Genomic DNA, 17825 nt, shown 5'->3' on the forward strand with positions numbered 1-17825 from the left:
TCAGTACACGAAGTCGAAGGCGACGCTGACCACGTGGGCGGTCCGGTCCGAACGGAAGTCCGGCGTCTGGTTGATCAGGGTGCCGCGCGAGCCATGGCGCGGCGTGACGCGGTCGTACTGCAGCTTGAGCGCGGCATTCGGCATCAGGTCCCAGCGCACGCCGGCGCTGGCCGTGTCCTGTTGCGGAATCGAGGACAGCAGCGTATTCAGGCCGCCGTTCAGCGCCGCGGCCAGCGGCGCGGCCTGGGGCGGCAAGGCACCCAGCGGCAGGCCGGGATCGGCCGTGGCGCCGGTGGCGCGCACGCTCGCCAGCGTGGCATACGGCGTCCAGGCATTCCAGCGCCAGCCGGCGCTCACGTAGCCGCTGCGCGTCGAGCTGAAGAAGAAATCCGTGTTCAGGCGTGCCGCCTCGGCCATCACGAACCAGTCGCCCGGGTCGTAGTTCATGCCGATGCTCGCCACGCGCATGCGCTTGTGGTCCATCTCCCAGCGCCGGCTGATGGCCTGGCCGGCTGGGCCGAAACTGTCGAACCCGCGGAACAGTTGCTCGCCCAGGTTGCTGCTCACCTCGGCCCCGATCGCGCTGGCGCGCACGCTCAGGGCGCCCCATTCGCTGACGTGCGAGACGCCGACGATGCCGCGCGCGTAGGCAGTCAGCGAACCTGCCAGCTTCGGGTTGTCGTGGCCGTAGAACAGCTGCGAGGTGTTGCGCGCGCCGCCCAGGCCCCAGTGCAGCGTCGCGTCGACGCCGTCGCTGTTCGTCACCGGGATCAAGCCATAGCTTTCCACCGGCGGCCGCACCCACGGATAGGCATAGCCCACGCGGCGGTAGTCGGCCGTCAGGAACACGGGCAGCGCCACGCGGCCCGCGCGCAGGGCCAGTTCGGGCGTGACCTGGTATTTCACGTTGAACCATTCGACCTTAGGTTTGTAGCTGTTGTCCAGGCCCAGTTCGCTGACCACCTGCAGCACCGCCGACCACTGCTTGTCCAGGTTCAGGTCGAGCTGCATGCCCAGGCGGCTGTCGACGTCGGCGCTCCAGCTGCCCGAGACGCCGGCGCCCTTGCTCCTCAGGACCGTGGACGTGTAATCGGCATGGCGCTCGCTCGCATGGACGGCGCCGACCGTGCCGAAGCCGGACACGGACCACAGGGGCCGTTCCTGCGCCTGCGCGGCGCCCATCGCGCCGAGCGCGAGCAGGAAGGCACACAAAATGGGACGTCGTAGTGTTTGCTGCATGTTCGCTTCCTGGTGGACGAGCCGTGGCGCCCGTATCCGGAAGGACACCGGCAGGGCAGGACAAATCACCTGCGCATCATGCAGGCCGAGTGCGCGATCGCGCGGAGCTCGACTGTAATGCTGGTTTCGGCAAATGTCGATGTCCGTACGGAAACAAATATGATGAATTTGGCAGTTGTTGCGTGATGGCAACGCTGCTTGTCACAATTGAGGCGTCGTTACCACAGGTGGGTGCCGTCGATGTCCAGCTGGGTGAGGTACAGGCGCACGTCGAACTCGAACTGGTGGTACTGCGGCTCCATCCAGCAGCACAATTTGTAGAACGCCTTGTCGTGTTCCTTTTCCTTCAGGTGGGCCAGTTCGTGCACGACGATCATGCGCAAGAATTCCGGCGGCGCGTCGCGGAACACGCTGCCGATGCGGATCTCGTGCTTGGCCTTCAACTTGCCGCCCTGGACGCGCGAGATGGCGGTGTGCAGGCCCAGCGCCTGCTGGACGATGCCGATCTTGCTGTCGTAGGCGACCTTCGAGACCGGTTCAGCATTGCGCAGGTAATCGGTCTTCAGGTCCTGCACGTAGGCATACAGTGCCTTGTCGGTGCGGACCCCGTGGGGAGCGGGATAGCGCTGGCGCAGGTGGTCGGCCAGGCGTCCTTCGGCGACCAGGCGTTCGACCTGGGACAGCAGGTGGGCGGGATAGGCGCTCAGGTATTTCAGCTGGACGTGGGAAGAAGACATGAAACGGGAAAGGGAAGCAAAGCATGCCGACAGGACGCGCACTGTAGCATGCCGGTGCGCGCCCTGTCTCCGTCAACCCTCCTTGCCGCCCTGGCGGTTGTTGGCTTTCGCCGCGGCCGCCGCGCGGTTGGCCGATTGCCGGCTTTCCCCGCCCTTGCGCCCGATGTCGGCCATGTGGGCCCGGTTGCGGCTGACCACCTCGCCGCCTTTCTGGCCCGCGCGGCGCGCTTCCTCCGAATCGAATTCGTGCGCCGTGCCTTTCTGGTGGGCGGCCTGGCCGCCCTTGCTGGCGATTTGTCGCTGCTGGTTCTGGTCCATCGCAGCGAAACCGCGTTTGGCCGGCTGGCTTTTCTGCTCGCTGCCGCCGGAGTCGGCGTTCCCCTTGCCGCCTTCCTTGCTAGTCGCCATATCGATCTCCTTGTGCCTGTCGGTGAACTTTCCCTACCGAGCGTCCATGGATGCGCTCGTGGGTTTAGAGAGGCGAGGAGAGCGATAGTTCGGGGACGGCGCACATTTTCGTCTGTGCGAAAACGCGTCCGCGCCCCCGTGCGGCGGCTGTTGTTGAAATGCCGAAACTGCAACATCGTGCGACAATGATCCGGCTGTCCTTCTTCAACCACTCCATCGAGCGCATGACGACTCCAGAATATATCCTGACCCTGTCCTGCCTGGACCACCGCGGCATCGTGCTGCGCGTCTCGGGCTTCCTGGCCGAGCACGGCTGCAACATCATCGACTCGGCGCAGTTCGGCGATCCGGAGTCGAAGCTGTTCTTCATGCGCGTGCACTTCGCACTGGAGGATGACGCCGTGTCCGATGAACTGCTGCGCGCCGGCTTCGGCTCCCTGTGCGGCGACCTGGGCGCGTCCGGCCAGTTGCACGATGCGGGCCGCAAGCCGCGCGTGATGATCATGGTGTCGAAGATCGGCCATTGCCTGAACGACCTGCTGTTCCGCTACAAGAGCGGCCTGCTGCCGGTGGAGATTCCGGCCATCGTGTCGAACCACATGGACTTCTACCAGCTCGCGGCCAGTTACAATATCCCCTTCCACCACTTGCCGCTCGAGGCCGGTGCCAGCGAATCGGCCAAGCTCGCCCAGGAGGCGCGCATCATCGACTTGCTGGACACCCACCGCATCGACCTGGTCGTGCTGGCGCGCTACATGCAGATCCTGTCGCCGGGACTGTGCGAAGCCTTGAAGGGCAGGGCGATCAACATCCACCATTCCTTCCTGCCCAGCTTCAAGGGCGCGCGCCCGTATGCCCAGGCCCACCGGCGCGGGGTCAAGCTGATCGGCGCCACCGCCCATTTCGTCACCGGCGACCTGGACGAAGGCCCGATCATCGAGCAGGACGTCGAACGCGTCGACCACGCCATGCGCCCCGAGGAATTGACGGCGATCGGGCGCGACGTCGAGAGCGTCGTGCTGGCGCGCGCGGTCAAGTGGTTCGTGGAACACCGCATCCTGCTGAACGGCGACAAGACCGTCGTGTTCAGCTGAACCTGACAAAGAAAGTAGGCAGCACCCGATGGCCCTGAAAGCAACGATCTACAAGGCAGACCTGAACATCGCGGACATGGACCGCAATTACTACCAGGAGCACGCGCTCACCATTGCGCGCCACCCTTCGGAAACGGACGAGCGGGTGATGATCCGCCTGCTCGCCTTCGCCCTGCACGCCGACCCGGCGCTCGCGTTCGGCAAGGACCTGTTCGACGTCGAGGAGCCGGCCCTGTGGCTGAAGGACCTGACCGGCGCCATCCAGACCTGGATCGAGGTCGGCCAGCCCGACGAACGCCGCCTGCTGAAGGCCGCCGGCCGCGCCGAGCGCGTGATCGTGTACAGCTACAGCGCCACCAGCGACATCTGGTTCAAGGGCCTGGCCAGCAAGATCGACCGCAACCGCAAGATCAGCGTCATCAACATCCCGGCCGCGACCAGCGCCCAGCTGGAGAAACTGGCCCAGCGCAGCATGCAGCTGCAGTGCACGATCCAGGACGGCCAGGTGTGGCTGACCGACGGGACCGAGACCGTCATGGTCGAGCGCGAGGTGCTGATGGGGCAGACCTGACAAGGGATATACTGCAGATGTGCGTCGTCCCTGCGAAGGCAGGGACCAATTTTTCCAGCGCTGCCGCAACGCGTGCAAAATTGGGCCCCTGCCTGCGCAGGGGCGACGGTGATTTCTTTTGACGGATAACACGATGACCCCTCGCTTCCTGCCCCGCCTCCTCGCCCTGGCCGCCGCCAGCCTCGTCTCCAGTGCCGCGCTGGCCCAGGTCAGCGTAACGGAACCGTGGATCCGCGCCACCGTCCCGACCCAGAAGACGACGGGCGCGTTCATGCAGCTCAAGTCGGCCAAGGCCGCGCGCCTGGTCGAGGTCAAGAGCCCCGTGGCGGGCCGCGTCGAGATCCACGAGATGGCGATGCAGGGCCAGACCATGCGCATGCGCGCGATCGACGGCCTCGACCTGCCGGCCGGCCGCCCCGTCGACCTGGCCTCGGGCGGCTACCACATCATGATGTTCGACCTGCAGCGCCAGCTCAAGGAAGGGGAGCAGGTGCCGCTCACGCTGACGGTGCAGGATGCCGCCGGCAAGCGCGAGAGCGTGGCGGTGCAGGTGCCCGTCAAGCCGCTGACCTACAAGCCGGCCGGCGCGGCGCATTGAGGTCGGCGTCAGGGCCGGCATTGCTCGCCGACGGGCCCTGACCCTGGTGCTGCATCGTCAGTTCGGCGCCGACCCGATGCGGCGCGCGCTGCCCGAACCGGCCACCGAGGTGCTGACCTTCGGGTCGCCGTAGTATTCGACGTCGCCCGAGCCGGCCACGGACAGGCGCAGCGCGTCGCGCACCCACAATTTCGTATCGCCGGAGCCGACCACCGACACGCTGGCGCTGTCCACGCGCACGCGGGCCATGTCGACGTCGCCCGACCCGGCGATGGAAGCGCGCAGGTTGCGCGCGCTGCCGTCCCTGATCTCCAGTTCGCCGCTGCCGCCCAGGTTGACGGACAGGTCCTCGCCCTCGACGCGCCCGACCTTGATCTCGCCGGAGCCGCCGATGTCGAAGCGCAGGCGCTGGCCGCGCATGGTGTCGATGTCGATGTCGGCCGAGCCGCCCAGCGTGACGCGGTCCAGGCCGCGCGTCTGCACGACGATCTTCAGGTGGCGCGTGCGCACGTTGGTGTCGCGCTTCGTGCGGATCTTCAGCGTGCCGTCCTCGACCACCGTCTCGATCAGGGGCAGCAGGTTGCCCTCGGTCTCGATCGACACGCTTTCCGTGTTGCCCGTACGTACCTGGACGTCGCCGGCCAGCGACATCGACAGGCCCGTGAAGTGGCCGGGCGCGCGTTCCTGGCGCGTCACCGGACCGCTGCCCGTCACCGTCTCGCTGCCCCAGCCCCAGGCGTCGGCCTGCGGCGTGGCGATGGCGCAGGCGAGGGCGCAGGCGCCGATCAGGAGGCGGCGGCGGCTGGTGGTGGTGTTGGCGGTCATGGCGTAATCCTCCGTATGGTTGTGGTTGTCGGGATGCGATGGTGGCATCCTAGCCAGGCCGCCGCGCCGCCGCGAGCGCTTTGCGACGAACTGCAGCGGGCGCGGGCTGGAATGCATGCAGTCGGGTCGAGCGGGGGCGGGGCCCAGCGGTGCGGCGGCGCTGCCGCGCTTCTGCTAAGGTGGCCTCCGGATCAATCCTCGCGGAGGGCAGCATGGACCGGTTCCTGATCGTTTACCGTGGCGGCGCCGACGGTTCCAAGGATGCGCCGCCGCGCGCGCCCGAGCGCTGGCGCGACTGGTTCGCGCGCCTGGGCGATGCCGTGGTCGACCGCGGCAGCCTGGCCGCGGCCGCCGTCGAGGTGCCGAGCCGGCTGCTGGGACCGAAGGAATCGACCAATTCGCTGTCCGGCTATGCCGTCGTCCAGGCGGCGGATTTCAACGCGGCCGTCGCGCTGGCCGAGGCCTGTCCCATCTTCGACGAGGGCGGCTCGGTCGAGATCGCGCGCCTGGCGGAGGAGCCCGGCGCCGCTCCCCCATGAGCCTTCCTTCCCGGTAGCGGACGCGGCTAAAATGGCTGTCTCGACGATTCGTCGCCAGCCATCAGAAGGAACCACCATGAGCACGCTCCAGCCGCCGACCTATGCCGACGTCGCCGCCGCCGCGGACCGCATCGCCGGCATCGCCAACCGCACCCCGGTCCTGACCTCGCGCACCGCCAACGCATTGTTCGGCGCCGAGCTGTTTTTCAAGTGCGAGAACCTGCAGCGCATGGGCGCCTTCAAGTTCCGCGGCGCCTGCAATGCGCTGGCCCGCTTCACCCCCGAGCAGCGCCGCGCCGGCGTCGTCGCCTTCTCGTCCGGCAACCACGCGCAGGCGATCGCGCTGGCGGCCCGGCTGCTGGGCATGCCGGCCACCATCGTCATGCCGCAGGACGCGCCGGCCGCCAAGGTCGCCGCGACCAGGGGCTATGGCGGCAACGTCGTCACCTACGACCGCTACACGGAAGACCGCGAACAGATCGGCCGCGACCTGGCCGAGAAGCACGGCCTCACGCTGATCCCGCCCTACGACCACCCGGACGTGATCGCCGGCCAGGGCACGGCCGCCAAGGAATTGTTCGAGGAGGTCGGCCCGCTGGACGCCTTCTTCGTCTGCCTGGGCGGCGGCGGCCTGCTGTCCGGCTCCGCGCTGGCCACGCGCGCGCTGTCGCCGCATACGAAGCTGTACGGCGTCGAGCCGGAAGCGGGCAACGACGGCCAGCAATCGTTCCGCTCCGGCGCCATCGTCCACATCGACACGCCCAGGACCATCGCCGACGGCGCCCAGACCCAGCACCTGGGCCAGCTGACCTTCCCGATCATCCGGCGCGACGTCGACGACATCCTGACGGCCAGCGACGACGAGCTGGTCGATTGCATGCGCTTCTTTGCCGAGCGCATGAAGATCGTCGTCGAGCCCACCGGCTGCCTGGGCTTCGCCGCCGCGCGCCGCATGGGGGACCAGCTGAAGGGCAAGCGGGTCGGCATCCTCGTCAGCGGCGGCAACGTCGACCTGGCGGCGTTCGCCGCTTATTTGGCCCGATGAGTTGGCTCGCTGATCCGGCATGCTGAAGGCGATCCTGTGGGATAACGACGGCGTCCTGTCCGATACGGAGCGCCTGTTCTTCGACGCCAACCGCGCCGTGCTGGCGGACCACGGCATCGTGCTGTCGCACGCGGACTACGTCGCCTGGTACCTGGAAGACGCGCGCGGCGCCTGGCACCTGCTGCCGCCCGCCGAGGTTCCCGCGGCCCGGCGCGCGCGCGACGCCCGCTACGCGCAACTGCTGGAACAAGCCACGGCGCCGCTGTGCTTTCCCGGCGTGGAAGCGATGCTGGCGCGCCTGGCGCCGCGCGTGGAGATGAGCATCGTCACCGCCTCGTACGCCGAGCACATCGCGCTGGCGCACCGCCATGGCGGCGTGCTGCGCCATATCGGCCGGGTGTTCGCGCGCGAGGAGGGCATGCGGCCCAAGCCCCATCCGGATCCCTACCTGCATGCCTTGCGCCGGCTCGGCCTTGATGCCGGCGAATGCATCGCCGTCGAGGACTCGCCGCGCGGCGTGGCGGCGGCCAGCGCGGCCGGCCTGCGCTGCATCGCGCTGCGCAGCGACCTGTTGAAGGATTACCCGTTTACCGGCGCCTGGCGCGTCGTCGATTCCCACCACGCGCTCGAGCGCGAACTCGACGGCCTGCTGGCCGCCACCTAGACCTTGCGACGAACCATGGACGATACCGCGAACCTGCCCACTCCCACGTACGAAAAACTGGTCGCGCTGCTGGCGCGCGAAGGCGCGCGCTACCGCGTGATCGAACACGCGGCCGCCGGCAAGTCCGAGGAAGTCGCGCGCATCCGCGGCACGGAGGTCGGGCAGGGCGCCAAGGCCATGGCGTGCAAGCTGAAGGTGCCGGATGCGCCGGCGCTCCACGTGCTGGCCGTGCTCGCGGCCGACCGCCAGCTCGACCTGGCCGCGCTGGCCGCCGCCTTCGGCGCACGCAAGGCCAGCCTGATGAGCCCCGGCGAGATCATGGAACTGACGGGCTGCGTGCTGGGCGCCATTCCGCCGTTCTCCTTCCACCCGGACCTGGTGCTGGCGGCTGATCCGGAATTGTTCGAACGCTACGGCGAGATCGCCTTCAATGCGGGCCGGCTGGATGCCTCGATGGTGCTCGATACGCAGGACTACCTGCGCATCGCCGCGCCGCGGCTGCTGACGCTCCGGCAGCGCTGACCGAAGGTGCGGTGCGGGGCGCGGCGTTTTGTATTACGATGTCCATCAATATGACGATCATCATAAAACATTGCCCGTCCACGAAAGGAGCACCGCCATGAGCACCACCAGCCGCCACATCGACCGCATCGCCGTCGAGCACGTCACGATCCGGTCTTCCCGGCCCTTCGAGTCCGTCAAGGACAAGCTCGAACGCACCGTGCCGCGCATCGACGACGGCATTTTCACGCTGCTGCGCTACGGCGAGCACGACCGCGCGCTGCGCGAACTGGAGGCCTTGCCGGCGCTGACCGTATTCGGCATGCGCGACCACGGCGCGCTGCTCGGCACGGTGGGCCAGCAGCGCCGCGCCATCCAGTACGACATCGGCAACCCGCTGACGGCCTCGCGCATGACGCGGCACGAGCTGTCCGCCGGGCTGTACGCGCCCATCCGCGTGCTGCTGCGCGACGACGGCATGGGCGGGACAGTGTTCGAGTACGACCGCCCCGTATCCGTGTTCGGCCAGTTCGGCGACGAGCGCGTGGACGCCGTCGCGCGCCAGCTGGACAAGGACCTGGCCGATGCGCTGGAGGCTGCCGCTTCCTGAGGGACGGCGCCGATACGGCTGGGGTGTCGCCGCGCATGCACCGGTTTGCTACAATCGCGCACTCTTTTGGTGAATCCCGGCCGTGGGCCGGTGTCGTAGCGCATGAATGTCCTGTTGTTCGCCGTCGCCTTCGCGGCCGGCATCGCCGTTTCCTTCCAGGCCGCCATCAATAGCCAGATGGCGGCCGCCGTCGGCGCCAATTCCGTCGTCGCGGCCCTCGTGTCCTTCCTGTGCGGCACCTGCGTGCTGGCCGTCATCGCGTTCGCCCGCGGTGGCTTGCCCGACGCCCTCGCGGCCTTGCCGCAACAGCCGCTGTGGAAATTTTCCGGCGGCTTGCTGGGCGCCGCCTTCATCTTCTGCACCGTCGTGCTGGTGCCGCGCATCGGCATCCTGAACATGGTCGTGCTGGTGATCGCGGGGCAGTTGCTGACGTCGATGGCGATCGACCATTTCGGCCTCGTCAACGTGGCGATGCGCAAGGTGACGCCGATGCGCCTGGCGGGGGCCGTCGTGATGATCGCCGGCGTGGCCATGGCGCTGTTCGGCGACCGCGTCGCCCAGCTGTTGCAACGCTGAAGAAAAAGTATTTCCGACTGGAATTTTTAATGGCAGGTGGTTTTATAATTAATGCATTGTTGTCCATGCATTGACGCCACCGATGGAATACCACCAGTCCTCGCAGATTCCCACCCTCTCGTACATCGAGAACGAAGACCACCCGGTGTTCGGCACCCTGGTCGAGCAGATCCTGCACCTGCTGAATTCGAAGCTGGTGTTCTCGGACATCATCATCCACCAGAACAGTCCCCTGATGCTGCGCCAGCCGAAGGGGCTGGTGGCGGTGACGGATTCGCCGATCACCAAGGAAGAGCTGGAAGAATTCTTCGACGTCATCGAGCCGAACTGGTCCGAGCGCATCGCCGAGCGCGCCTTCGACCGCTCGATCGACCTGCACACGGCGCGCATCCGCGCCAACTGCTTCCACTTCCAGGGCAGGAAGCGCCTCGGCTGCGTGATCCGCCGCTTCCCGAAGGAGCCGCTGGCGCTGTCCGAACTGGGCCTGCACCAGGACGAGCAGGAATTCGCGCGCCTGACGAGCGGCCTGGTGCTGATCATCGGCGACACCTGCCAGGGCAAGTCGACCACCATCGCCTCCATCCTCGACGAGATCAACAGGCAGCGCTCCGGCCACATCATCACCATCGAAGACCCGGTCGAGACCCTGATCCCGCAGCGCAAGTGCATCATCACGCAGCGCGAAGTGGGCGTCGACGGCGACGTCGAGAGCTATTACCTGGGCGCGCTGGATGCGCTGCGCGAGCGTCCGGACGTCATCGTCATCGGCGAGATCCGCGATGCCCAGACGGCGCAGGAAGCGCTGGCGCTGGCCGAATCGGGCCCGCTGGTGCTGGCCACGCTGCACGCCCGCTCCACCGAGCTGGGCCTGCAGAAGATGCTGCGCCTGCTCGGCAATTCCGACGCCCAGGGCCAGGCCCTCGCGCACGCGCTGCGCGGCGTGCTGTGCCAGGCGCTGCTGCCGTCCCGGCAGGGCAACCGCTACCACCTGGCCACCGAGTGCCTGAGCCTGAGCCCGGCCGTGGCCGAGATGATCGAGCAGGGCGACCTGGGCGCCATCCGCGCGCACATGAACACGGGCAGCCACCCGGGCTGCCACACGATGAACAGCATGCTGGAACACCTGCTGGCGACGCACCAGGTCGGCGTCGAGGAAGCGCGCGCGGCGACCACGGACCGGATCGGGTTCGCCGAAATGGTGTGACGCGGCGCCCGCCGCGGTCCGGCCTCAGTCCAGCGGCACGGGACGGTAGCGGTTCACCTGCGCCGGCGTCACGACGCCCGCCCCATTGCCCCAGCTGCTGCGCACGTAGCTGACGACGGCCGCCACCTCGGCATCGCTCAACACGGGGCTGTACGGCGGCATGCCGTAGGGGCGCGGATTGCCCGAGGTGGCCGGCGCGAAGCCGCCGTTGAGCACGATGCGGATGGCGTTGACGGGTTCGGCCATCGTCAGGGCGCCGTTGCCGGCCAGCGGCGGATAGGCGAGCCCATTGCCGCGGCCGTCGGCGCCGTGGCAATCGGCGCAGTGCTTCTCGTACAGCGCCCGTCCCAGCCTGGTCACGGATTCGGGCGGCGCCGCCGCAGTGCCGGACTTGGGCCGGACTTCGGACGGCAGCGACTTCAGGTACACGGCCATCGCCGTCGCATCCTCCTGCGTGAGGTACTGCAGGCTGTGCTGCACGACGTCGGCCATCGGCCCGAACACGGCGCCGCGCGGCGACACGCCCGTGCGCAGCAGCTGCACCACGTGCTCCGTTTCCCAGTGTCCCAGGCCCGCTTCCGCGTTCGACGTGAGCGAGGGCGCGTACCAGCCGATGGTGGGAATCAGTCCGCCGGCCAGGTCCTTGCCGCTCGCGCCCATGCGATTGCGCGCGCTGTGGCAGGCGCCGCAATGGCCCAGGCCCTCGACCAGGTAGGCGCCGCGGTTCCAGTCGGCCGGGCGCCTGCCGTCGGGCTGGTGTACGGCCGGACGGAAGTACAGCAGGCGCCAGCCGGCCAGCGCGAGCTGGCGGTCGTAGGGGAAGCGCAGTGCGTGCGGGCGGTTGGCCTGGCGCACCGGGGGCAGGCTGCGCAGGTAGGCGAACAGCGCGTCGGCGTCGGCGCGCGTGACGCGCGTGTAGTCGGGGTAGGGGAAGGCCGGATACAGCAGGCGGCCGCCGCGGCCGATGCCGTTGTGCAGCGCCTGCCAGAAGTCGTCCGCGCTCCAGGCGCCGATGCCCGTCGCCGCATCGGGCGTGATGTTGGGCGAGAGCACGCGGCCGAACGGCGTGTCGAGCGCGCGGCCGCCGGCATAGGCCGCGCCGCCCCGTGCCGTGTGGCAGGCCATGCAGTCGCCGACCCGGGCGAGGTAGGCGCCGCGCGCGATGTTGGCGGGCGTCGGGGCCCAGGCGTCGGGCGAGGCGGCCGGCACGAACTGGGCGCGCGGCCAGGCGGCGGCGACGATGACCGTGACGAGCAGCACGAGGGCCAGCAAGGCGAGGCCGATGCGCTTCATGGCCGGCCCTCCGGCGCGCTGCCGCAGGCCAGCGGCAGCGGGCGCGCGGGCGTGGCGGACGGCGCCGGGTCCCCTGGCAGCGGTTCGCTCGCCAGCCAGCCCGACACGGCGGCCACGTCGGACAGCGACAGCCGTGACGCGATCGCCGCCATGCAGTCCGGCGCATGGGCGCGGCGGCTGCCGTTGCGCCAGGCGCCGAGCTGGGCGTTGATATAGTCGCGCGGCAGGCCGACGAGGCCCGGGATCGCCGGCAGGGCGCCCGTCAGGCGTTCGCCGTGGCAGGCGATGCATGCCGGGATTCTCAATGCCGGGTCGCCGGCGGTGACGAGCTGGCGTCCCCGTTCCAGCTCCGCCGCCGGCAGGCTGGCGCGCGGCAGCACGGGCGCCGGCAGGTGCTGGCCGGAGAAATACGTCGCGATCTCGCGCAGGTAGTCGTCCGACAGGTGGTCCACCATCCACGTCATCAGCGGATACTGGCGCCGCCCCTCGCGGAAGTTGACGAGCTGGTTGAACAGGTAGCCGGCCGGCTTGCCGGCGATGCGCGGGTAGTAGCGGCGCTCGCCCGTGCCGGGATTGGCGGCGGCCCCGTCGGCGTTCCCGCTGCCGTGGCAGGACGTGCAGGCGGCCAGTCGCTGGGCCGTGGTGTCGGGCACGGCGCAAGTGGCCGGGGCGGACAGCAGCAGCCAGATGAGTGGCAAAGTGCGGGGCAAAGTGCGGGGCAAAGTGCGGGGCAAAGCGCGCATGGAATTCCCTGGTGGAGGAAAAGCTTTACCGCAGCATCATACCCCGTTGATTTGACTTTTACGCAATCCTTTGCCAGGGCAAAAGGAGGGGACGAAGGGAGGGGGCGCTAGCGGACGTCCTGGAAGGTGCGCAGGTGGGCCAGCAGGGCGGCGATCTCGCGTTCGTTGCCGATGCCCCAGAAGCGCATCCTCGTGCCGGGGACTACCTGGTGCGGGTCGCGCAGGAAGGCGGCCAGCGTGGCATCGTTCCACACGATGTCCGAGCGCTTCATCGCGTCGGAGTAGGCATAGTCGGGCGTCGTGCCGGCGCGGCGGCCGAACAGGCCGTTCAATTGCGGGCCGAAGCCGCCGTGGGCGTTCGGGCCCACCGCATGGCAGGACGCGCATTTCTGGAAGGCGGTGGCGCCGTCGACGGGGCCGGATGGGGAACAACCCTGCAAGGCCACCGCGGCGGCCAGCAGGAAGGACGAGGGGAAAGCGCGCATCCCGGCATTATAGGCCGGGCGGGTGCCGCCTTCAGCCCTGGGCTTTGGGCTGGGCCGCGCGCCGCGGTCCGCCTGGGTTGTGACGGGGCGGCAGCGGTGGCGGTGGGTTGGCGCGCCAGTGGCGATAGATGCGCAGGGCCACGTGGGCGTCGTCGGCCGCGTACAGGATCTGTTTTTCGGACAGGCGCGGCAAGGCCCAGTTGGTCGTGGTGATCTTGCGCGACTTCTGCAGGCGCTGGCCGAAGAAGCGCTCGACGGCCGTCTTCGCGCCCCAGGCATTGCGCTCGCCGCGGCGCAGGGCCGTGGCCAGGTCGACCACGTTCACGGTTTCGATGCCGAGCTTGGCGCGCAGGCGCCGCAGGTCGTCGCCCAGGCCGAAACCCGCCTTCAGGATCGCGGGCGATTCCAGCACGGCGCGCAGCACGTCGATGCCGGGAATGGCCGCCAGCGGATCCGGCGCGCCCTCGGCCGCAGGGGCGTGGCGCGCCATGCCGATCTGGAACAGGTAGGCGTGGTCGTCGGTGGCGAGCTGAACGAGGTGCGGCCCGGTCGAGACTTCGCCTTTCTGGAAGGTGGGCTTCGATTCGGTGTCGAAGCCGACCGCGTCCGCGGCGCTCAGGGCGGCCATGGCCGCCTCGGCGTCCTGGCGCGTGCGCACGAGGCGCACGTCGGCCAGCTGGATGCCTGCGTAGGGAGGGAGGGCGTTGTCCTCGGCCTCGTCCATCAGCGCTTGGCGAACTTGGAGGCGAGCTGCTGCAGCTTTTCCTGGCGCTTGCGGTCGGCCTCGGCCTGGACGGCGGCGTCGCGCTCGGCCTTCTTGCGCTCGGCTTCCTTCTTGAAGCGCTGCTGCAGCAATTCCTTGGCGTGCAGGCGGTGGGTGTCGGTGACTTCGGCGCCCGGGTTGCCGTCCAGGTCGAAGCGCACGGTGGCCTTTTCCATCGCGCGCAGGTAGCGCATGGAGCCCGTGTGGATGCCCAGCGCGGCGCGCATCACCTTGCGGTTCAGGTTCGGCATGCGTGCCAGCACCTGCTTGTCGATGCCGATGGCCAGCGGCAGGCAATCGCGGAAGGCCTTGAATTGCTGCTGCAGCTGCTTGAGCAGGGCGCGCGGCGACTGCGCGTCGGCGCTCGCGCCGGCAGCGGGGGCGGACGCGGTGTCCGCGCTCGTGTCGCCGCTTGCGGCCTGGTCCGCGCCGGCCGCGCCCTCGACGGGTGCGGGAGCGGCGTTGGCGGTGCTGTCTTCGGTGGCCTGGGAAGGTTCGGCGGCGGTACTAATCGTGTTCATTGACTTCATGGTAAGAGCAGGAAGCGGAAGGATAGCATGGCAGAGGGGATAGCGCGCCGCCGAGCGGTGTCGGGCATCGTTTTTTCCGCGCGATTTCGCTTTGACGGAGCGCAGCGGACACGCACCCAAAAAGTGCGGGGCGGCGGCGCGGAGGCAAGAAATCGTGTATGATCCGCCTCTTTTGTTGCGTCGGGCTTGCGCCGACGCAGACCGGCCAGGGGTCGGACGACAGGCGGATATACGTGAAATATATATCCATTATCGAATATTTCAATTATCACTAAATCTTTCCCTAGTGCATAATGTGCCTGTCTCCTCTATTTCTCCCTTGGAAAAATAGATTTCAAGCCCGTTGTCTGACGGGCTTTTTTTCGTTCCGACATGCTAAACCGCGATATCGAACCCTTGCCGTCCTGTTGTCCGTCCCGTTGCGTGCACGCCCCGGATCGTCCGGCCTGCCGTGCCGAGCGCCGACCGGACAGCGGCGCTAGCAGGGATGCTTGATATCCGGTAGGTCCGCCCCTAGTTAGGGCCCTTCCCTTATTACTTCCTCCAGGCTTGCGACGCAGGCCGGGTGGATCTTTGACTTCGCAGGCGCGCATCTCGCCTCGACTGGAGAAAGCTACATGAAAAACACCGCCAAGACGTTGACTCTGACAGCGAAGAAGCCGGCCGCCACGGGCACGGCGCAGCTGTCGGTGCCGAAAACCGCGACCTCGTATTTCCTCGAAACGGAAGCGGCGGCCAAGGTCACGGTGGTCAAGACGCGTTCGCGCCTGGCATCGCTGAAGGCGGCCCAGGCCGAAGAAGCGCAGGCGCAGCAGCTCCCGGCCGATGCCGTCGAAAACGCCGCCGTTGCGGGCGCCGTCGAGGCGGAAGCCGTGGCCGCCGCGGTCGCGTCCGACGTGGCGGAACCGGCGGCTGCGCTGTCAGCCGTGCCAGTGGAGCCGGCCGCCGTGGCGGCCGAGGCCGACGCGGGCGACGCGGGCGACGACGGCGGCTACATCCCGACCGCGGCCGCGCCGAGCGCGCCGCCGGTGATCGTGCGCAAGCGCGTCTCGAAACTGGCCGCGCTGAAGGCCGCGGCCGAGGAAGCCGCGCCGGCAGCCGCCGCCCCCGCAGTGGCGGCCGCTCCCGCCGCCGAGCCGGCCGAGGAAGCCGCGCCGGCGCCGCGCGTCGTGCGCACCCGCACCGCGCGCCGCGTGGAGCCGGGCGCGAACGCGCCGCAAGCCGTGCCGGCCGCCGTCGGTTCCGTCAGCACCACCACCGATGCGGCCGCACTGGCCGCCATCGACACGTCCGGCTACCTGCTGCCGCAGGTGAAGGTGCCGGGCCGCCGCGGCCGCAAGCCGAGCGAATTCGTGCCCGAGAACGACGAGATCGCGGCGCTGAACGCCGTCGAGCGCGCCGAACTGAAGGCGGCGTCGAAGCTGCGCGAGCGCAAGGCCAAGGGTACGCCGGCCATGCTGGGCGGCGAAGAGGGCTTCTCGAACGAGGAACTGGAAAAGCGCCGCACGCAGCTGAAGAACCTGATCAACATGGGCAAGGAGCGCGGCTACCTGACCCATGCGGAGATCAACGACCACCTGCCGGAAAACATCATCGATCCGGAAGCGATCGAAGGCATCATCGCGACCTTCAACGACATGGGCATCGCCGTCTACGAGCGCGCCCCGGAAGCGGAAATGATGCTGCTGTCGGATGCCGTCGTCACCCCGACGTCCGAGGACGAGGTCGAGGCCGCCGCCGCGACCGCGCTGTCGACCGTCGACTCGGACTTCGGCCGCACCACGGACCCCGTGCGCATGTACATGCGCGAGATGGGCGCCGTCTCGCTGCTGACGCGCGAAGGCGAGATCGCCATCGCCAAGCGCATCGAGGAAGGCCTCAAGGACATGGTGCAGGCGATCTCGGCCTGCCCGGTGACGATCTCGGAAATCATCGCGCTGTCGCACAAGATCGCGTCCGACGAACTGAAGATCGACGACGTGGTCGACGGCTTCGTCGACCTGAACGAAGCCGCCCCGGCGCCCGCCGCCGCCGCGTCGGATGACGACGAGGACGAGGAAGACGTCGAGGACGAAGAGGAAGAGGGCGAATCGGGCGGCAGCGCCGCCGCCGGTTACTCGGCCGAGCAGCTGGCCGCGCTGCGCAAGAATGCGCTGGAAAAATTCGCCGTCATCGAAAAGCAGTTCGACAAGATGGGCCACGCCTTCAAGAACCAGGGCTACGGCTCCGAGGCCTACGAGGACGCGCAGGCCGTGATCTCGAACGAGCTGCTGGGCATCCGCTTCACGGCCAAGGTCGTGGAAAAGCTGTGCGACACGCTGCGCGGCCAGATGGACGAAGTGCGCTCGATCGAGCGCGCCGTGCTGGACATCTGCGTGAACCGTTGCGGCATGCCGCGCGCCCACTTCATCAAGGTCTTCCCGGGCAACGAGACGGACCTGCAGTGGGTGCAGCGCGAAGTCGATTGCGCCTACCCGTACAGCGCCGTGCTGGGCCGTAACGCGCCGGCGATCCAGGAACTGCAGCAGCGCATGATCGACCTGCAGGCACGCGTCGCGCTGCCGCTGGCCGACCTGCGCAAGATCAACAAGCAGATGGCTGCCGGCGAAAAGCGTGCCCGTACCGCGAAGCGCGAAATGACGGTCGCCAATTTGCGCCTGGTGATCTCCATCGCGAAGAAGTACATCAACCGCGGCCTGCAATTCCTCGACCTGATCCAGGAAGGCAATATCGGCCTGCTGAAGGCCGTGGACAAGTTCGAGTACCGCCGCGGCTATAAATTCTCGACCTACGCGACCTGGTGGATCCGCCAGGCGATCACCCGTTCGATCGCCGACATGGCCCGTACCATCCGCGTGCCGGTGCACATGATCGAGACCATCAACAAGATGAATCGCATCTCGCGCCAGATCATGCAGGAAACCGGCAGCGAGCCGGACATGGCGACGCTGGCGGCCAAGATGGAGATGCCGGAATCGAAAGTGCGCGAGATCATGAAGATCGCCAAGGAGCCGATCTCCATGGAGACCCCGATGGGCGAGGACGGCGATTCGCAGCTGGGCGACTTCATCGAGGACAACGCCACCCTGGCACCGCTGGAAGCGGCGATGCACGCCTCGATGCGCGGCGTGATCAAGGAAGTGCTCGATTCGCTGACCCCGCGCGAAGCCAAGGTGCTGCGCATGCGCTACGGCGTCGAGATGTCGAACGACCACACGCTGGAAGAAGTGGGCAAGCAGTTCGACGTGACCCGCGAGCGTATCCGCCAGATCGAAGCCAAGGCGATGAGCAAGCTGCGCCAGCCTTCGCGTTCGGACAAGCTCAAGACCTTCCTGCAGAACCAGTAAGCGCAAAGCGCCGATATTGACGACTCCCCGGACCGGAAACGGCCGGGGAGTTT

General features: G+C 68.1%; 20 protein-coding genes. 11 read left to right on the forward strand and 9 right to left on the reverse strand.

Features of this window, described 5'->3' with window-relative positions:
- The 3 genes from ACI1V7_RS13705 to ACI1V7_RS13715 all read right to left on the reverse strand — a co-directional run bounded on the left by ACI1V7_RS13705 (position 1) and on the right by ACI1V7_RS13715 (position 2384).
- Entirely contained in the window at positions 1-1239 is a 1239-nt protein-coding gene (locus tag ACI1V7_RS13705) for a hypothetical protein (protein WP_404532300.1), read from the reverse strand.
- 218 nt (positions 1240-1457) lie between these two features.
- Positions 1458-1976 carry a M48 metallopeptidase family protein gene (locus ACI1V7_RS13710; RefSeq protein WP_404532301.1) on the reverse strand — a complete coding sequence of 173 codons (519 nt, stop codon included), beginning with the start codon at positions 1974-1976 and terminating at the stop codon, positions 1458-1460.
- A gap of 72 nt (positions 1977-2048) precedes the next feature.
- On the reverse strand, positions 2049-2384 hold the full coding sequence (locus ACI1V7_RS13715; protein ID WP_404532302.1) for a KGG domain-containing protein: 336 nt from the start codon (positions 2382-2384) through the stop codon (positions 2049-2051).
- Between the two features lie 224 nt (positions 2385-2608).
- Between ACI1V7_RS13715 and purU the strand changes: the two genes are divergently transcribed.
- The 3 genes from purU to ACI1V7_RS13730 all read left to right on the forward strand — a co-directional run bounded on the left by purU (position 2609) and on the right by ACI1V7_RS13730 (position 4647).
- Positions 2609-3478 carry a formyltetrahydrofolate deformylase gene (purU, locus tag ACI1V7_RS13720; RefSeq protein WP_404532303.1) on the forward strand — a complete coding sequence of 290 codons (870 nt, stop codon included), beginning with the start codon at positions 2609-2611 and terminating at the stop codon, positions 3476-3478.
- Positions 3479-3506: 28 nt separating this feature from the next.
- Positions 3507-4049 carry a YaeQ family protein gene (locus tag ACI1V7_RS13725; RefSeq protein WP_404532304.1) on the forward strand — a complete coding sequence of 181 codons (543 nt, stop codon included), beginning with the start codon at positions 3507-3509 and terminating at the stop codon, positions 4047-4049.
- 133 nt (positions 4050-4182) lie between these two features.
- Entirely contained in the window at positions 4183-4647 is a 465-nt protein-coding gene (locus ACI1V7_RS13730) for a copper chaperone PCu(A)C (protein WP_404532305.1), read from the forward strand.
- Between the two features lie 57 nt (positions 4648-4704).
- On the opposite strand, the gene ACI1V7_RS13735 is transcribed toward ACI1V7_RS13730, so the two are convergent.
- Entirely contained in the window at positions 4705-5472 is a 768-nt protein-coding gene (locus tag ACI1V7_RS13735; RefSeq protein ID WP_404532306.1) for a head GIN domain-containing protein, read from the reverse strand.
- Between the two features lie 212 nt (positions 5473-5684).
- Between ACI1V7_RS13735 and ACI1V7_RS13740 the strand changes: the two genes are divergently transcribed.
- The 7 genes from ACI1V7_RS13740 (at position 5685) to ACI1V7_RS13770 (ending at position 10611) form a co-directional block, all read left to right on the forward strand.
- Entirely contained in the window at positions 5685-6011 is a 327-nt protein-coding gene (locus tag ACI1V7_RS13740) for a YciI family protein (protein WP_404532307.1), read from the forward strand.
- 76 nt (positions 6012-6087) lie between these two features.
- On the forward strand, positions 6088-7056 hold the full coding sequence (locus ACI1V7_RS13745; protein WP_404532308.1) for a threo-3-hydroxy-L-aspartate ammonia-lyase: 969 nt from the start codon (positions 6088-6090) through the stop codon (positions 7054-7056).
- A 19-nt stretch (positions 7057-7075) separates the two neighbouring features.
- The gene (locus ACI1V7_RS13750) at positions 7076-7720 is read left to right on the forward strand and encodes an HAD family hydrolase (protein ID WP_404532309.1); all 645 of its coding nucleotides are present in this window, start codon (positions 7076-7078) and stop codon (positions 7718-7720) included.
- Between the two features lie 15 nt (positions 7721-7735).
- On the forward strand, positions 7736-8242 hold the full coding sequence (locus tag ACI1V7_RS13755) for a YbaK/prolyl-tRNA synthetase associated domain-containing protein (RefSeq protein ID WP_404532310.1): 507 nt from the start codon (positions 7736-7738) through the stop codon (positions 8240-8242).
- Between the two features lie 97 nt (positions 8243-8339).
- Positions 8340-8831, forward strand: a complete 492-nt coding sequence (locus ACI1V7_RS13760; RefSeq protein ID WP_404532311.1) for a DUF302 domain-containing protein — start codon at positions 8340-8342, stop codon at positions 8829-8831.
- Positions 8832-8933: 102 nt separating this feature from the next.
- Complete coding sequence (locus ACI1V7_RS13765) at positions 8934-9407, forward strand: DMT family transporter (RefSeq protein WP_404532312.1); 474 nt, start codon at positions 8934-8936, stop codon at positions 9405-9407.
- Positions 9408-9489: 82 nt separating this feature from the next.
- Entirely contained in the window at positions 9490-10611 is a 1122-nt protein-coding gene (locus tag ACI1V7_RS13770) for a type IV pilus twitching motility protein PilT (protein ID WP_404532313.1), read from the forward strand.
- A gap of 24 nt (positions 10612-10635) precedes the next feature.
- Here ACI1V7_RS13770 and ACI1V7_RS13775 read toward each other — a convergent pair whose 3' ends face one another.
- From ACI1V7_RS13775 to ACI1V7_RS13795, 5 genes are all read right to left on the reverse strand, one after another.
- The gene (locus ACI1V7_RS13775) at positions 10636-11904 is read right to left on the reverse strand and encodes a c-type cytochrome (protein WP_404532314.1); all 1269 of its coding nucleotides are present in this window, start codon (positions 11902-11904) and stop codon (positions 10636-10638) included.
- A complete protein-coding gene (locus ACI1V7_RS13780; protein ID WP_404532315.1) occupies positions 11901-12602 on the reverse strand; it encodes a c-type cytochrome in 702 nt (233 codons plus the stop codon). The genes ACI1V7_RS13775 and ACI1V7_RS13780 overlap by 4 nt, the downstream gene beginning before the upstream one ends.
- A gap of 152 nt (positions 12603-12754) precedes the next feature.
- Positions 12755-13132: a c-type cytochrome gene (locus tag ACI1V7_RS13785; protein ID WP_404532316.1), complete on the reverse strand. Its 378-nt coding sequence runs from the start codon at positions 13130-13132 to the stop codon at positions 12755-12757.
- Between the two features lie 31 nt (positions 13133-13163).
- Entirely contained in the window at positions 13164-13856 is a 693-nt protein-coding gene (locus tag ACI1V7_RS13790) for a 3'-5' exonuclease (RefSeq protein WP_404532317.1), read from the reverse strand.
- Entirely contained in the window at positions 13856-14416 is a 561-nt protein-coding gene (locus ACI1V7_RS13795) for a ProQ/FINO family protein (protein WP_404532318.1), read from the reverse strand. Before ACI1V7_RS13795 ends, ACI1V7_RS13790 begins: the two co-directional genes overlap by 1 nt.
- 626 nt (positions 14417-15042) lie before the next feature.
- Here ACI1V7_RS13795 and rpoD point away from each other — a divergent pair.
- On the forward strand, positions 15043-17772 hold the full coding sequence (gene rpoD, locus ACI1V7_RS13800) for an RNA polymerase sigma factor RpoD (protein ID WP_404532319.1): 2730 nt from the start codon (positions 15043-15045) through the stop codon (positions 17770-17772).
- Positions 17773-17825 lie beyond the last annotated feature (53 nt).

It is taken from the genome of Massilia paldalensis (assembly GCF_044901715.1).
Classification (GTDB): domain Bacteria; phylum Pseudomonadota; class Gammaproteobacteria; order Burkholderiales; family Burkholderiaceae_D; genus Telluria; species Telluria paldalensis.

Excerpts from the sequence above, each read along its gene's own strand:
- ACI1V7_RS13795 (WP_404532318.1), bottom strand. The coding sequence starts at position 14,416 with ATGAACACGATTAGTACCGCCGCCGAACCTTCCCAGGCCACCGAAGAC.
- ACI1V7_RS13770 (WP_404532313.1), top strand. The coding sequence starts at position 9,490 with ATGGAATACCACCAGTCCTCGCAGATTCCCACCCTCTCGTACATCGAG.
- rpoD (WP_404532319.1), top strand. The coding sequence starts at position 15,043 with ATGAAAAACACCGCCAAGACGTTGACTCTGACAGCGAAGAAGCCGGCC.
- ACI1V7_RS13775 (WP_404532314.1), bottom strand. The coding sequence starts at position 11,904 with ATGAAGCGCATCGGCCTCGCCTTGCTGGCCCTCGTGCTGCTCGTCACG.
- ACI1V7_RS13715 (WP_404532302.1), bottom strand. The coding sequence starts at position 2,384 with ATGGCGACTAGCAAGGAAGGCGGCAAGGGGAACGCCGACTCCGGCGGC.
- ACI1V7_RS13730 (WP_404532305.1), top strand. The coding sequence starts at position 4,183 with ATGACCCCTCGCTTCCTGCCCCGCCTCCTCGCCCTGGCCGCCGCCAGC.
- ACI1V7_RS13740 (WP_404532307.1), top strand. The coding sequence starts at position 5,685 with ATGGACCGGTTCCTGATCGTTTACCGTGGCGGCGCCGACGGTTCCAAG.
- ACI1V7_RS13790 (WP_404532317.1), bottom strand. The coding sequence starts at position 13,856 with ATGGACGAGGCCGAGGACAACGCCCTCCCTCCCTACGCAGGCATCCAG.
- purU (WP_404532303.1), top strand. The coding sequence starts at position 2,609 with ATGACGACTCCAGAATATATCCTGACCCTGTCCTGCCTGGACCACCGC.
- ACI1V7_RS13750 (WP_404532309.1), top strand. The coding sequence starts at position 7,076 with ATGCTGAAGGCGATCCTGTGGGATAACGACGGCGTCCTGTCCGATACG.
- ACI1V7_RS13705 (WP_404532300.1), bottom strand. The coding sequence starts at position 1,239 with ATGCAGCAAACACTACGACGTCCCATTTTGTGTGCCTTCCTGCTCGCG.
- ACI1V7_RS13735 (WP_404532306.1), bottom strand. The coding sequence starts at position 5,472 with ATGACCGCCAACACCACCACCAGCCGCCGCCGCCTCCTGATCGGCGCC.
- ACI1V7_RS13745 (WP_404532308.1), top strand. The coding sequence starts at position 6,088 with ATGAGCACGCTCCAGCCGCCGACCTATGCCGACGTCGCCGCCGCCGCG.
- ACI1V7_RS13760 (WP_404532311.1), top strand. The coding sequence starts at position 8,340 with ATGAGCACCACCAGCCGCCACATCGACCGCATCGCCGTCGAGCACGTC.
- ACI1V7_RS13765 (WP_404532312.1), top strand. The coding sequence starts at position 8,934 with ATGAATGTCCTGTTGTTCGCCGTCGCCTTCGCGGCCGGCATCGCCGTT.
- ACI1V7_RS13785 (WP_404532316.1), bottom strand. The coding sequence starts at position 13,132 with ATGCGCGCTTTCCCCTCGTCCTTCCTGCTGGCCGCCGCGGTGGCCTTG.
- ACI1V7_RS13725 (WP_404532304.1), top strand. The coding sequence starts at position 3,507 with ATGGCCCTGAAAGCAACGATCTACAAGGCAGACCTGAACATCGCGGAC.
- ACI1V7_RS13755 (WP_404532310.1), top strand. The coding sequence starts at position 7,736 with ATGGACGATACCGCGAACCTGCCCACTCCCACGTACGAAAAACTGGTC.
- ACI1V7_RS13710 (WP_404532301.1), bottom strand. The coding sequence starts at position 1,976 with ATGTCTTCTTCCCACGTCCAGCTGAAATACCTGAGCGCCTATCCCGCC.